Here is a 13,874-nt window from a genome sequence, read left to right as displayed (position 1 = left end):
TCACCGGTGTCCGGTACTGATTAGCTTTTTACTCTCTTTCTGCCTACAGGAGTTAGCATGTGGGATGTCATTGACTTATCGCGCTGGCAGTTTGCGCTGACCGCGCTGTATCACTTTTTATTTGTTCCTCTTACGCTTGGGCTGATTTTTTTGCTGGCCGTCATGGAGACGATCTATGTGGTGACGGGGAAAACCGTCTACCGCGATATGACGCGTTTCTGGGGCAAGCTCTTCGGGATCAATTTTGCTCTCGGTGTGGCTACCGGCCTGACCATGGAGTTTCAGTTCGGGACTAACTGGTCGCTCTATTCCAACTATGTGGGCGATATCTTCGGCGCGCCGCTGGCGATGGAAGCGTTACTGGCCTTCTTTCTCGAATCCACTTTTGTCGGCCTGTTCTTTTTCGGCTGGCAGCGGCTGAATAAATACCAACACCTGCTGGTCACCTGGCTGGTGGCCTTCGGCTCCAATATTTCAGCATTATGGATTCTGAATGCCAATGGCTGGATGCAGTATCCTACCGGCGCTCATTTCAACATCGATACATTACGGATGGAAATGAGCAGCTTCAGCGATCTGGTCTTTAACCCGGTGAGCCAGGTGAAATTCGTCCATACCGTCATGTCCGGTTATGTCACCGGCGCCATGTTTATTATGTCCATTAGCGCCTGGTATCTGCTACGTGGCCGCGAGCGTGAGGTGGCCTTGCGCTCGTTTGCTATCGGCTCAGTATTCGGCACCCTGGCCATTCTGGGAACCCTGCAACTGGGGGACAGTTCGGCCTACGAAGTCGCCCAAATTCAGCCGGTGAAACTGGCTGCGATGGAAGGCGAATGGCAAACCGAACCCGCGCCCGCGCCGTTTCATCTGATTGCCTGGCCGCAGCAGGAACAGGAGCGTAATGCATTTGCCGTGAAGATCCCTGCTCTGCTGGGTATTCTGGCCACCCATTCGCTGGATACGCCGGTTCCGGGGTTAAAAAACCTGATGGACGACGCTCTGCCGCGCCTGAAGCGTGGCCGGGAGGCCTGGCTACTCATGCAGGAGATAGCGCAAGGCAATCGCTCGCCGCAGGTACTGAATGCGTTTCACGCCGTTGAGGGCGATCTGGGGTACGGCATTCTGCTGGCGAAATATGCCCCGGATATGAACCATGTGACGCCGGAGCAGTATCGTGCGGCCCAGCGTGGCGCTATTCCTCAGGTGGCGCCGGTGTTCTGGAGTTTCCGTATTATGGTCGGCTGCGGTTCGCTGCTGTTAGTGGTGATGTTGATTGCGTTGATACAGACGCTGCGAATGCGTATCGACCAGCATCGCTGGGTATTGCGTATGACGCTGTGGAGCCTGCCGTTACCGTGGATTGCCATTGAAGCCGGTTGGTTTATGACGGAGTTTGGCCGTCAGCCCTGGGCGATTCAGGACATTCTGCCGACCTGGTACGCTCACTCCGCGCTGACGCCGGGCCAGTTGGCGTTCTCAATGGGGCTTATCCTCGGACTTTACACCCTGTTTTTAATCGCGGAAGTCTATCTGATGCAGAAGTACGCGCGTCTTGGGCCGAGCGCCATGCAACATCAACAACAAGCGCAACAACAGGGATAAAGGAGACAATCATGTTGGATTATGAAACGTTGCGGTTCATTTGGTGGCTGCTGATCGGCGTCATCCTGGTGGCATTTATGGTAACTGACGGGTTTGATATGGGTGTCGGTTGCCTGCTCCCGCTGATAGCGCGCAACGATGACGAACGCCGGGTGTTGATCAATAGCGTCGGCGCCCACTGGGAAGGAAACCAGGTATGGTTGATTCTCGCGGGCGGGGCATTATTCGCCGCCTGGCCACGGGTCTATGCCGCCGCGTTTTCCGGTTTTTATGTGGCGATGATCCTGGTGCTGTGTGCCCTCTTCTTTCGCCCGCTGGCCTTTGATTATCGGGGAAAAATCGCCAATGCCCGCTGGCGCGCGCTGTGGGATACCGGTCTGGTTATCGGCAGCCTGGTTCCCCCAGTCGTATTCGGTATCGCGTTCGGCAACCTGTTTTTAGGCGTGCCGTTTGCCTTCACGCCGCAGCTTCATGTTGACTATTTTGGCACCTTCTGGCAGTTACTCTCGCCCTTTGCCCTACTGTGTGGATTATTGAGTCTGTCGTTGGTGATTATGCAAGGAGGCGTCTGGTTACAGTTGAAAACGGAGGGCGTTATTCGTCAACGGGCTCTGTCGGCCACCCGCCACAGCGCGCTGCTGATCGTGATCTGCTTCCTGCTGGCCGGTTACTGGCTGTGGGCCGGCGTTGATGGCTTTGTCTTACTCACGCAGGATGCCAACGGCCCTTCCAATCCGCTCTTAAAAGGCGTGGCGATACTCCCTGGCGCATGGATGAACCACTTTATACGCTCGCCGCTACTGCTCATCATCCCGTTGCTCGGTATGATCCTGCCGATTCTGGCTTTCTATGCCTGCCTTCGCGGTCAGACTATTCGTGGATTTCTGTTCGCTTCCCTGACCCAGGCCTGCGTCATCTTTACCGCCGGCATAACGCTATTTCCTTTTGTGATGCCGTCGAGTGTTAGTCCTCTCTCCAGCCTGACGGTGTGGGACAGCACCTCCAGCCAGATGACGCTCGAAATCATGCTGGTGATTGTGCTGATTTTTCTGCCGATCGTACTGCTCTATACGCTGTGGAGCTATTACAAAATGTTGGGGCGTATCAACCTGGAGACCCTCCGCCGCAACGATCATGAACTTTATTAGGGAGCGGAAGCGATGTGGTATTTACTGTGGTTTGTCGGCATTCTGCTGATGTGCTCACTGTCGACACTGGCGCTGGTGTGGCTTGAGTCGCGTCAACAATAAAGAGGTAAACCGGGGTCAGCGCCGTCTGACTCCGGTTATTTTTATCTTTTTACGCGCCTGGTGAAGACGTTTCCCCGCCGACAGGACGACATAACATTGATACATGTCGTTATCATAATGTTTACTTTTAGAGGTGCGTCATAATTATGACAAATAGCCGCCTTGCACATATCACGCATATTTAAGCAATTAATTGCATAATTAGTAATATATCACCTCTTATATCGGATAGTTAACCACTTCTCATCCAAAATCATAACGAAAATCCAACTGCCTGCCATTTTTGATCTGAGTTAATTGTTTAAAAAAGTGTTAAATTTATCGCTACATGGTGTGATCTACTATGTACCACGGTCAATTAAAGAACATATTACTTTTATCACTAAGGTTTATCATGGATAAGTTATCTTACGCTTCAGATAGCAGCACATCTGCCTGGAATACCTACCTGCAACAAATCGAGCGTGTGGCCCCTTATCTGGGCGAGTTATCCCCCTGGGTGGATACTCTGCGCCACCCAAAACGCGCTCTGATCGTCGATATTCCGGTACAAATGGATGATGGCACTATTCGTCATTTCGAAGGATATCGCGTGCAGCACAACCTCTCCCGAGGTCCGGGTAAAGGCGGTGTTCGCTACCATCCTGACGTTGATCTCAATGAAGTGATGGCCCTGTCAGCATGGATGACCATCAAATGTGCCGCGCTGAATCTGCCATACGGCGGCGCCAAAGGCGGCATCCGCGTCGATCCGTTCTCGCTGTCGGAAGGTGAACTGGAGCGTTTGACCCGCCGCTATACCAGCGAGATCGGCATTATCATCGGGCCGCAGAAAGATATTCCTGCGCCGGATGTCGGCACCAACGGTAAAGTGATGGCCTGGATGATGGATACGTATTCCATGAATCATGGCACGACGGTCACTGGCGTCGTCACCGGTAAGCCTATCCATCTTGGCGGTTCGCTGGGCCGTGAAAAAGCGACGGGGCGCGGCGTTTTCGTCAGCGGGCTGGAAGCCGCGCGTCGGGCGAATATCGCCGTTGAAGGCGCTCGCGTTGCGGTTCAGGGTTTTGGTAACGTCGGCAGCGAAGCCGCGCGTCTGTTTGCAGGCGCTGGCGCCCGTGTCGTGGCGATTCAGGATCATACCGCGACGCTGTTTAACGCCACCGGTATTGACATGAAAGCGCTCACGGCATGGCAGACAGAACACAAACAGATTGCCGGTTTCCCGGGCGCGGAAACTATCGCCAGCGATGCGTTCTGGCGTCTGGAGATGGATATTCTGATCCCGGCGGCGCTTGAAGGCCAGATAACTCGTCAGCGCGCGGAAGCCCTGACGTGTAAGCTGGTGCTGGAAGGGGCTAACGGCCCGACCTATCCGGATGCTGATGATGTTCTGGCCAGCCGTGGTATCCTTGTGGTGCCTGACGTGGTCTGTAACGCAGGCGGCGTAACCGTCAGCTACTTCGAATGGGTACAAGATATGGCCAGCTTTTTCTGGAGCGAAGAAGAGATCAACGCGCGCATGGACAAAATCATGACCGACGCGATCGTCCATGTCTGGGAGAAAGCGGCTGAGAAATCCTGTTCTCTGCGCACCGCAGCCTATATTGTCGCCTGCGAGCGCATTCTGTTGGCCCGTAAAGATCGCGGTATCTATCCGGGTTAAGGCGACAAATCATTACGCTAAAATCCACGTCCCGGCGTGGATTTTTTGTCTGTATCCCCCGTTTTCCACGCGCGCGCCGATAAATTCTGTCTCAATAAAATGTCTGTTTGTTCGCAAAATAGCGGTTCAATCACGCGTATCTGGTCATCGTAGACTAAGGTTTTGTCATGGTAAATGCCGTTGGCTTTGGCTCACCGCTAAGGAGATAACTTGATGATACCCCCAGAGATTCGCCGTTCTGTTCTACTGCAGAAAGCCATAAAACTGGCGCTGGCAGGAACGCTGCTGACGTTTGCATCGTTTTCGGCGACTGCCGCAGACCCGTCTTCCGACACTGAAACTCCGCAGCCGCCGGATATTTTGCTTGGCCCGCTCTTTAATGATGTCCAGAATGCAAAACTCTTCCCCGATCAGAAAACCTTTGCTGACGCCATACCTAATAGCGATCCGCTCATGATTCTTGCGGATTATCGTATGCAGCGGAACCAGTCCGGCTTCGATTTGCGTCATTTTGTTGATGTTAACTTCACCCTGCCGAAAGCGGGTGAAAAATATGTCCCGCCTGCCGGGCAGTCATTGCGTGAACATATTGATGGCCTGTGGCCGGTGCTGACCCGTTCAACTAAAAACGTCGAAAAGTGGGACTCGCTCTTGCCGTTGCCTGAATCCTATGTCGTGCCGGGTGGGCGATTCAGAGAGATTTACTACTGGGACAGCTATTTTACGATGCTGGGGCTGGCGGAAAGCGGGCACTGGGATAAGGTGGCGGATATGGTAGCGAACTTTGGTTACGAAATTGACGCCTGGGGGCATATTCCTAACGGCAACCGTACCTACTACCTGAGTCGTTCGCAGCCGCCTTTCTTTGCGTTTATGGTTGAGTTACTGGCGCAACATGAAGGTGACGATGCGCTGAAAGAATACCTGCCGCAACTGCAAAAAGAGTACGCCTACTGGATGGAGGGCGTTGAGACATTGCAGCCAGGACAACAAAACCAACGCGTCGTCAAACTGGAAGACGGCAGCGTTCTCAACCGCTACTGGGACGATCGGGATACCCCCCGCCCTGAATCCTGGGTTGAAGATATCGCTACCGCCAAAAGCAACCCCAACCGCCCGGCAACGGAGATCTATCGAGACCTCCGATCTGCCGCCGCCTCCGGCTGGGATTTCAGCTCCCGCTGGATGGATAATCCGCAGCAGCTCAGTACCATTCGTACCACCACGATTGTCCCTGTCGATCTTAACGCTCTGCTGTATCAGCTGGAGAAAACCCTCGCCCGCGCCAGCGCTGCGGCGGGCGATCGGGCCAAAGCCTCGCAATATGACGCGCTGGCCAACGCGCGGCAAAAAGCCATTGAAATGCATCTGTGGAATAACAAAGAGGGGTGGTATGCCGACTACGATCTGCAGAACAATAAAATCCGTGACCAACTCACCGCTGCCGCGCTGTTCCCGCTCTATGTAAACGCCGCCGCGAAAGATCGCGCCGCGAAAGTGGCAGCGGCGGCCCAGGCGCATCTGCTACAGCCTGGCGGGCTGGCTACCACCTCGGTTAAAAGCGGACAGCAGTGGGATGCGCCAAATGGCTGGGCGCCGTTACAATGGGTCGCTGCCGAAGGATTGCAAAATTATGGGCAGGATGACGTGGCAATGGAAGTCACCTGGCGCTTTTTAACCAATGTGCAGCACACCTACGATCGCGAGAAAAAACTGGTCGAAAAATATGACGTCAGCAGTACCGGAACCGGCGGTGGCGGCGGCGAATATCCCCTTCAGGACGGCTTTGGCTGGACCAACGGCGTGACGCTGAAAATGCTCGATCTGATTTGTCCGCAGGAAAAACCGTGCGATAGCGTACCGTCTACTCGTCCGGCATCGTTAAGCGCAACGCCGACAAAAACGCCGTCTGCAGCGACGCAGTAACGCGTGTTTATAGTAGGTTGACCCGGCGCTGACCGGGTCAACGCTTACACGTTTTGCAGCGGTTAGCCGCGTCGCAGAAGGCGGAAAATCACCAGCACCACGATCGCGCCCACCACGGCGACCAGGAAACTGTGCAGATTAAAGCCGCTGATACTGCCGCCAATACCAAACATCGTCGCCAACCATCCGCCAACGACCGCCCCGACAATACCGAGAATACAGGTCAGGATAAATCCCCCGCCATCACGCCCCGGCATAAGCAATTTGGCGATAACGCCGGCAATCAAACCAAAAACAATCCAGGCGATAATTCCCATTTGCGAACCCTCTTTCCAGTAAAAACGTTTTAAGTATAGGCAAAGTCGAGCGTCGCATTTCTGAACACTGATTTATCTCGCGGACATAAAAATTTATTTATCGCTATTAAGTTCTTTCTACTGATGCCGATAACCCAACGATAGTCTGCGTATCAGGGGTTATTTCGTGTGAGTGGTTACAATGAGCAGTTCCTGAAAAAAAATCCATTAGCGATATTAGGCGTGCTACGGGATTTAAATAAAAATCAGGTTCCACTGCGTATTTCATGGGCGCATGGTCAATTCATCAGTAAAATTTTGGCGGTAGACCCGGAAAAACTCATCGTGGATTACGGCAGCCAGGAATACGAAAATAGCGCCGTATTACGTGCCGGGCAGGTAGCCATTATCGCAGAAACGCAGGGCGCAAAAGTCGAGTTCACGTTGCCGCAACTCGTTACAGGTGAATATCAGCGGCTGCCGGCCTTTATCACGCCCCTGCCGTCGTCACTGTGGTTTGTCCAGCGCCGGGAGTATTTTCGTATTGGCGCGCCGCTGTATCCACCTTATTACGGCGTCACCACGCTACCGGACACCCGTACGTTACGTTTTCGCCTGTTTGATCTTTCCCTGGGCGGCATGGGCGCGCTACTGGAATCCGCCATCCCCGACGGACTAATCGAAGGCGCGCGCTTTTCGCAGGTTGAACTGAACATGGGGCCATGGGGGATTCTTCACGTTGACGCCCAGCTTATCGCCATCAGCGAGCGTAAGGTGATTGATGGGAAAAATGAAACGATCACCACTCCCCGCCTGAGCTTTCGTTTCCTTAACGTTAGCCCGGCGGTGGAGCGGGAGTTGCAGCGGATTATTTTTTCGCTTGAGCGCGAGGCCCGAGAAAGAGCGAATAAAGTGCGAGAATAATCTTCACACTAAACTACATGGCGTCCAGCGCCTGCTGAAGCTTCCAGATATAGCGCGGTGCCTGCGGCGCGGGATGATTATCAACAACATGCTCAAAAAACTCGTCCGCATCCAGATCGTTAATTTTTTCTATCGCCTTCTTCCTGTCGGATGAAAAAGTACGCAATAACGCGCCTGCGCCGTTAGCATAAGAGACGACCAGCGCATATTGCATCACCTGCGGATCTTTGATGCCGGCCAGCGGCCCATTTTCCAGAATGCTCAGATACGCCGCGCCCATTGAGATGTTACGCTCAGGGTTTTTCAGCTCGCTGGTGGTCGGTTCGCCACGCCAGCCCATACGACGGTAAACGTCGCGCCCGGAGGTCGACGCCTTTAACTGCATCAGGCCAATCGCATTGGACTTACTGACCGCGTTAGGGTTGCCGCCGGATTCAATGGCGATAATCGCGGTGATTAAATGCGGATCAACCCCCCATGCCGCCCCGGCTTTTTCACTGATGGGCATCCACTGCATCGCACGCTTTACAGGCACTTCGGCATTCCACGGCGGATTCCTGTAATCCTGTTTTGAGCTACAGCCAGCCAGTATTACTACCAAAAAAGCAAACCATCTTAATTTCACGTCATCTATCCTTATAGCCGTAACTTATCTGCCGAAGAGGTTATACCGCCCCGGTCAGGTACTTAGGTTGCCTCCCTGGTGCGCATCCAGAAACGTCGCACAACGAGGGACATCGCCTAATATATGCGGCATGATATACATTTGCATTCTATTGTCAGCAAGGAATTACCATGTCTCTGTTTCATTTAATCGCCCCCTCGGGCTACTGTATTAACCAACAGGCCGCGTTACGCGGCGTTCAGCGCCTGACTGACGCGGGTCATCAGGTGGAGAATGACGAGGTGATTCGTCGCCGCTATCAGCGTTTTGCCGGTACGGACGCGGAACGGCTGGCCGATGTTAATTCGCTGGCCTCGCTAACTTCGCCGGATACGATTGTCATGCCTGTTCGCGGCGGCTATGGCGCCAGCCGCTTGCTGGATCGTATCGACTGGCAGGCGCTCGCCTCCCGGCAACAGCGTGATCCCTTACTGATTTGCGGTCATAGCGATTTTACGGCGATTCAGGCTGGACTCCTGACGCAGGCCAATGTCATCACCTTTAGCGGTCCTATGCTGGCGGCAAATTTTGGCGCCGAAACGCTGAATACGTTCACCGAGCAACATTTCTGGCTGGCGCTACGCAAGGCGCAATTTACCGTAGAGTGGCAAGGCGACGGCCCTCAGTGCGACGTACAGGGCACCTTATGGGGCGGAAATCTGGCGATGTTGATTTCCCTTATCGGTACGCCCTGGATGCCGACTATCGATAAAGGAATTTTAGTGCTGGAAGATGTCAATGAGCATCCTTTCCGGGTGGAGCGTATGCTTTTGCAACTGGAGTACGCCGGAATTTTAAACCGCCAGAGCGCCATCGTTCTCGGCAGCTTTAGCGGCGCGGCGCCCAACGAGTATGACGCCGGCTATTCTCTGGAGAGCGTCTACGCGTTTTTACGTTCCCGTCTGTCCGTTCCGCTGATTACCGGTCTCGACTTCGGGCATGAACAGCGTACGGTGACGCTCCCTATCGGGGCAAACGCGACGCTTAAAAATACGCGCCAGGGGACTCAACTCACTTTATCTGGACATCCTACGCTGCAATTGTAAAAAAAGTCCCCGACAGGCTAAGTAAAACGCTGCCCTGGCCGTTATTATGTTAATGTTAAATAATACGAAGTCGTGTGAGTCAGGAGATATAAAACGTTGGATGCTGCAACAATTATTAGTCTATTTATTTTAGGTTCCATCCTTGTAACCAGCAGTATCCTGTTAAGTTCATTCTCATCGCGACTGGGTATCCCGATTCTGGTCATTTTTCTCGCCATTGGGATGTTAGCGGGTGTGGATGGCATTGGCGGTATTCCTTTCGATAATTATCCTTTCGCTTATATGGTCAGTAACCTGGCGCTGGCGATTATTTTACTCGATGGCGGCATGCGCACCCAGGCCAGCTCTTTCCGGGTAGCGCTGGGCCCCGCGCTGTCGCTGGCGACGCTCGGCGTGCTGATCACGTCGGGGTTAACAGGTATGATGGCCGCCTGGCTGTTTCATCTGGATCTTATCGAAGGTCTGCTTATCGGCGCGATAGTCGGTTCCACTGACGCCGCGGCGGTCTTTTCTCTGCTTGGCGGCAAAGGGCTAAACGAACGTGTAGGCTCCACGCTGGAGATCGAATCGGGAAGTAACGACCCGATGGCCGTTTTTCTGACCATTACATTAATTGAGATGATCCAGAAACATGAAACCGGTCTGGACTGGATGTTTGCCGTCCATATTATCCAGCAGTTCGGTCTCGGTATTGTTTTTGGCCTGGGCGGCGGTTACCTGCTACAGCAGATGATCAACCGTATTTCTCTGCCCAGCGGCCTGTATCCGATGTTGGCGCTCAGCGGCGGTATTCTGATTTTTGCTTTGACGACCGCGCTTGAAGGCAGCGGCATTCTCGCGGTCTATCTGTGCGGATTCCTGTTAGGAAACCGTCCGATTCGCAACCGTTACGGCATCCTGCAAAACTTTGACGGACTAGCCTGGCTGGCGCAGATCGCGATGTTCCTGGTTCTGGGGCTGCTGGTGACGCCTTCCGATCTGTGGCCGATTGCCGTCCCTGCGCTTATTCTCTCCATCTGGATGATTTTCTTCGCCCGCCCACTGTCGGTGTTTACCGGCCTGCTGCCATTTCGCGGCTTCAATCTTCGGGAGCGCATTTTCATCAGTTGGGTCGGACTGCGCGGCGCGGTGCCGATTATTCTCGCCGTTTTCCCGATGATGGCCGGGCTTGAAAACGCTCGCCTGTTCTTTAATGTCGCTTTCTTTGTGGTACTGGTGTCGCTGCTCCTGCAGGGAACATCGCTGTCATGGGCGGCGAAGAGAGCCAAAGTGGTCGTGCCTCCGGTTGGCTGGCCAGTATCGCGCGTGGGGCTTGACATCCATCCTGATAATCCGTGGGAACAATTCATCTATCAGTTGAGCGCCGACAAATGGTGCGTCGGCGCGGCGTTGCGCGACCTGCATATGCCGAACGAAACCCGCATTGCCGCGCTATTTCGCAATAATGAACTGTTTCACCCCACGGGTAGCACTCGCCTGCAGGAAGGCGACGTACTCTGCGTGATTGGCCGGGAGCGCGATCTGCCAGCGCTGGGCAAATTGTTTAGCCAGTCGCCGCCGGTTTCGTTAGATCAGCGTTTCTTTGGCGATTTTATCCTCGAAGCGAATGCGAAATTCGCCGACGTGGCGCTTATCTACGGGCTGGAAGAAGGAACGGAATACCGGGATAAACAACAAACCCTGGGTGAAATCATACAGCAGCTGCTGGGCGCTGCGCCGGTCGTCGGCGATCAGGTGGAGTTTGGCGGCATGATTTGGACGGTAGCTGAAAAAGAAGATAACGTGGTACGCAAGATTGGGGTACGCGTCGCCGAAGACGAAGCAGAATAAGGTCGTCGGACAACGTCGACCCGCCCCCGGTGGACCGGTCGACGCCTTAGCCTGAGTCAGGTTACGTTGTCACAAACGGCACGCGCGGCGCTACGGCGCACAGTAGCTCATAGCCCAGCGTGCCTGCCGCAGAGGCGACATCATCGACCTTAATTTCTTTGCCCCATAATTCAACCGGCGTGCCGATTCCCGCCTGCGGACACGGCGTCAAATCCACCGCCAGCATATCCATTGAAACGGTGCCTACTGTTCTGGTACGGATACCGTCCACCAGCACAGGCGTCCCGGTCGGCGCATGGCGTGGATAGCCATCGGCATAACCCGCCGCGACGATGCCAATGCGTTGTTCCTGAGTCACAGAATACCCTCCGCCATAGCCTACCCTTTCACCCGCGCTCAGCGTCTGCACGCCAATAATTTCGCTACTCAGCGTCATCACGGGTTTTAGTCCGGTATCGGCAATATCCCGCCACTGTCCTGACGGCGACGCGCCGTACAAAATAATGCCCGGCCTGACCCAGTCATAATGCGCCTGGGGATGCCACAGCGTCGCTGCCGAATTTGATAACGAGTATGCACACTGCAGGCCTTCTGTCGCCAGCGCAATACGCCTCATCGCCTCCCCGATACCTTCCGGATGATCGGCCTGAGCAAAATGTGACATCAGGGTCATTTCACCGACATTGCGCATTGCCCGCAACTGCTGCCAGACGGTTTGCGCCCGCTCAGGCTGAAAACCGAGTCGGTTCATGCCGCTGTTGACTTTGACATAGATATCCAGCGGCGCGTTAAGCCGCGCATTTTGCAGCGCTTTCAACTGCCAGTTATTGTGGATGCAGGTGGTCAGCCGATAAGTGTCATACGCCTCCAGGTCTTGCGCATGGAAAAACCCCTCCAGCATCAATATCGGCCCTTTCCACCCGCGCTCACGCAGGGTAATCGCCTCTTCAAGGTTGAGCATAGCGAAACCATCTGTGGCGCCCAGCGCGCTCCAGACGCGTTCAATACCGTGGCCGTAGGCGTTGGCTTTCACTACCGACCAGACGCGCGCCTCTGGGGCCGCCCGGCGCACAATAGCCAAATTTTGTTTCATTACCTGTAAATCAAGGCTGGCCTGTATAGGGCGGGTCATTTCACTTCCTTTATCAGTTATGCGCGCTATGCAAACGTTGCGGGCGGGTGGGCGTAAAATCGGAACGGTATCGCGCCACGCTCAGATCGTCGTAGGGTATCGCTGGCGTACGACCCGACAAGATATCGCTTAACAACTGGCCTGAACCGCAGGCCATCGTCCAGCCTAACGTGCCGTGTCCAGTATTAAGCCACAGATTTTTATAACGGGTGCGTCCTACTACCGGCGTGCCGTCTGGCGTCATGGGGCGCAGGCCGGTCCAGAATGTGGCCTGCTCAATATGACCGCCGCGCGGAAAGAGATCGCGCACAACCATCTCCAGCGTCTCGCGGCGCGGTTGCAGTAAGTCGGTATTAAAGCCCACGATTTCCGCCATTCCCCCCACGCGAATACGCTTATCAAAACGCGTAATAGCGATTTTGTAGGTTTCATCAAGAATCGTTGATACCGGCGCGCCGTCTGGCTCGACGATTGGGATGGTTAATGAATAGCCTTTCAGCGGATACACCGGGATATCAACAATGCCTTTAAGCATCGCCGTCGAATACGATCCAAACGCCATGACATACGCATCTGCTTTAATGATCTCATCGGCGCATTTCACGCCGTAAATCTGATCATTTTCGTACAGTAATTTTTCCACGGGAGTATTAAAGCGAAAGGTTACGCCCGCCTGCTCCGCCATGCGCGCCAGACGCTGGGTAAAGAGCTGACAGTCCCCGGTTTCATCATTCGGTAAGCGCAGTCCGCCGGTTAATTTATGCGCAACCTCAGCCAGAGCGGGTTCAACTTCCGCCAGTCGGCTGGCTTCCAGGAGCTGATACGGCACCCCGGCATCTTCCAGTACGGCGATATCACGGGTGGCGTTCTCATACTGTTGCGCGGTGCGGAAGAGTTGCAGCGTTCCCCCCTGGCGGCCTTCATATTCGATACCGGTCGCGGCGCGTAGCGTTTTCAGACAGTCGCGACTATATTCCGCCAGACGCACCATGCGGCCTTTATTTTCCATATAATGCCGGGTATCGCAGTTACGCAGCATTTGCCACATCCACTTCAGTTGAAACGGGGTGCCATCCAGACGCACCGCCAGCGGCGCATGGCGCTGGAACATCCATTTTATCGCCTTCAGCGGTACGCCAGGGGCCGCCCAGGGCGCCGCATATCCCGGTGAAATTTGTCCGGCATTCGCCGCGCTGGTTTCTTGCGCCGGGCCGGATTCGCGATCGATGACGGTGACATCATGCCCCGCCTGACTCAAATACCAGGCGCTGGTCACGCCAACTACGCCACTCCCCAGGATGACAACTCGCATAGCCACTCCGTTAATAGTAAAAGAACAATCTTCTGATTACATCTTGATAACCCAGATGAAAATATTATTCAACATATGACTTTTTTATGGTGACGTGCTTCACATATACCCTAAAGACAAGCGATCCCACTGGTTTGGGATCTCCTGCTACGCGGCATGGCTATGCAGCATAAAATGATGCCAATACCCGTTTTTTTGCCGTTCAGATTGGAGGAAATCGCAA

Annotated in this window: 12 protein-coding genes; 8 read left to right on the top strand and 4 right to left on the bottom strand. The window is 54.3% G+C overall.

Features of this window, described 5'->3' with window-relative positions:
• Nucleotides 1-57 precede the first annotated feature (57 nt).
• The 5 genes from appC to K8W53_RS10315 all read left to right on the top strand — a co-directional run bounded on the left by appC (nucleotide 58) and on the right by K8W53_RS10315 (nucleotide 6,447).
• Nucleotides 58-1,602 (top strand): cytochrome bd-II oxidase subunit 1, encoded by a 1,545-nt coding sequence (appC, locus tag K8W53_RS10335; RefSeq protein WP_000263613.1) that lies wholly within the window; start codon nucleotides 58-60, stop codon nucleotides 1,600-1,602.
• Between the two features lie 11 nt (nucleotides 1,603-1,613).
• A complete protein-coding gene (gene appB, locus K8W53_RS10330; RefSeq protein ID WP_000888110.1) occupies nucleotides 1,614-2,750 on the top strand; it encodes a cytochrome d ubiquinol oxidase subunit II in 1,137 nt (378 codons plus the stop codon).
• Nucleotides 2,751-2,762: 12 nt separating this feature from the next.
• Complete coding sequence (cbdX, locus tag K8W53_RS10325; protein WP_000270301.1) at nucleotides 2,763-2,852, top strand: cytochrome bd-II oxidase subunit CbdX; 90 nt, start codon at nucleotides 2,763-2,765, stop codon at nucleotides 2,850-2,852.
• Between the two features lie 394 nt (nucleotides 2,853-3,246).
• The gene (locus K8W53_RS10320; RefSeq protein WP_001526439.1) at nucleotides 3,247-4,521 is read left to right on the top strand and encodes a Glu/Leu/Phe/Val family dehydrogenase; all 1,275 of its coding nucleotides are present in this window, start codon (nucleotides 3,247-3,249) and stop codon (nucleotides 4,519-4,521) included.
• Nucleotides 4,522-4,734: 213 nt separating this feature from the next.
• A complete protein-coding gene (locus tag K8W53_RS10315; protein WP_000612829.1) occupies nucleotides 4,735-6,447 on the top strand; it encodes an alpha,alpha-trehalase in 1,713 nt (570 codons plus the stop codon).
• Nucleotides 6,448-6,509: 62 nt separating this feature from the next.
• Here the strand turns inward: K8W53_RS10315 and K8W53_RS10310 are convergent, their stop codons facing one another.
• The gene (locus tag K8W53_RS10310) at nucleotides 6,510-6,764 is read right to left on the bottom strand and encodes a GlsB/YeaQ/YmgE family stress response membrane protein (RefSeq protein WP_000511323.1); all 255 of its coding nucleotides are present in this window, start codon (nucleotides 6,762-6,764) and stop codon (nucleotides 6,510-6,512) included.
• 168 nt (nucleotides 6,765-6,932) lie between these two features.
• On the opposite strand from K8W53_RS10310, the gene ycgR reads away from it, so the two are divergent.
• Nucleotides 6,933-7,667: a flagellar brake protein YcgR gene (gene ycgR / locus K8W53_RS10305; RefSeq protein ID WP_000017418.1), complete on the top strand. Its 735-nt coding sequence runs from the start codon at nucleotides 6,933-6,935 to the stop codon at nucleotides 7,665-7,667.
• Between the two features lie 13 nt (nucleotides 7,668-7,680).
• On the opposite strand, the gene emtA is transcribed toward ycgR, so the two are convergent.
• Entirely contained in the window at nucleotides 7,681-8,292 is a 612-nt protein-coding gene (gene emtA, locus K8W53_RS10300) for a membrane-bound lytic murein transglycosylase EmtA (RefSeq protein ID WP_000776974.1), read from the bottom strand.
• A gap of 170 nt (nucleotides 8,293-8,462) precedes the next feature.
• On the opposite strand from emtA, the gene ldcA reads away from it, so the two are divergent.
• Nucleotides 8,463-9,377 carry a muramoyltetrapeptide carboxypeptidase gene (gene ldcA, locus K8W53_RS10295; protein WP_023205581.1) on the top strand — a complete coding sequence of 305 codons (915 nt, stop codon included), beginning with the start codon at nucleotides 8,463-8,465 and terminating at the stop codon, nucleotides 9,375-9,377.
• Nucleotides 9,378-9,473: 96 nt separating this feature from the next.
• Nucleotides 9,474-11,207 (top strand): potassium/proton antiporter, encoded by a 1,734-nt coding sequence (locus K8W53_RS10290; protein WP_000338376.1) that lies wholly within the window; start codon nucleotides 9,474-9,476, stop codon nucleotides 11,205-11,207.
• Between the two features lie 61 nt (nucleotides 11,208-11,268).
• Here the strand turns inward: K8W53_RS10290 and dadX are convergent, their stop codons facing one another.
• A complete protein-coding gene (gene dadX, locus K8W53_RS10285) occupies nucleotides 11,269-12,339 on the bottom strand; it encodes a catabolic alanine racemase DadX (RefSeq protein WP_023223762.1) in 1,071 nt (356 codons plus the stop codon).
• A gap of 13 nt (nucleotides 12,340-12,352) precedes the next feature.
• Complete coding sequence (locus tag K8W53_RS10280) at nucleotides 12,353-13,651, bottom strand: D-amino acid dehydrogenase (RefSeq protein ID WP_001266935.1); 1,299 nt, start codon at nucleotides 13,649-13,651, stop codon at nucleotides 12,353-12,355.
• Nucleotides 13,652-13,874: the final 223 nt, after the last annotated feature.

Origin of the sequence: Salmonella sp. A29-2 (assembly GCF_020150755.1) — a bacterium.
GTDB classification, from domain to species: Bacteria; Pseudomonadota; Gammaproteobacteria; order Enterobacterales; family Enterobacteriaceae; genus Salmonella; species Salmonella enterica.
Note: the sequence above shows the minus strand (reverse complement) of the source record. Positions and strands in the feature narration are given on the sequence as shown.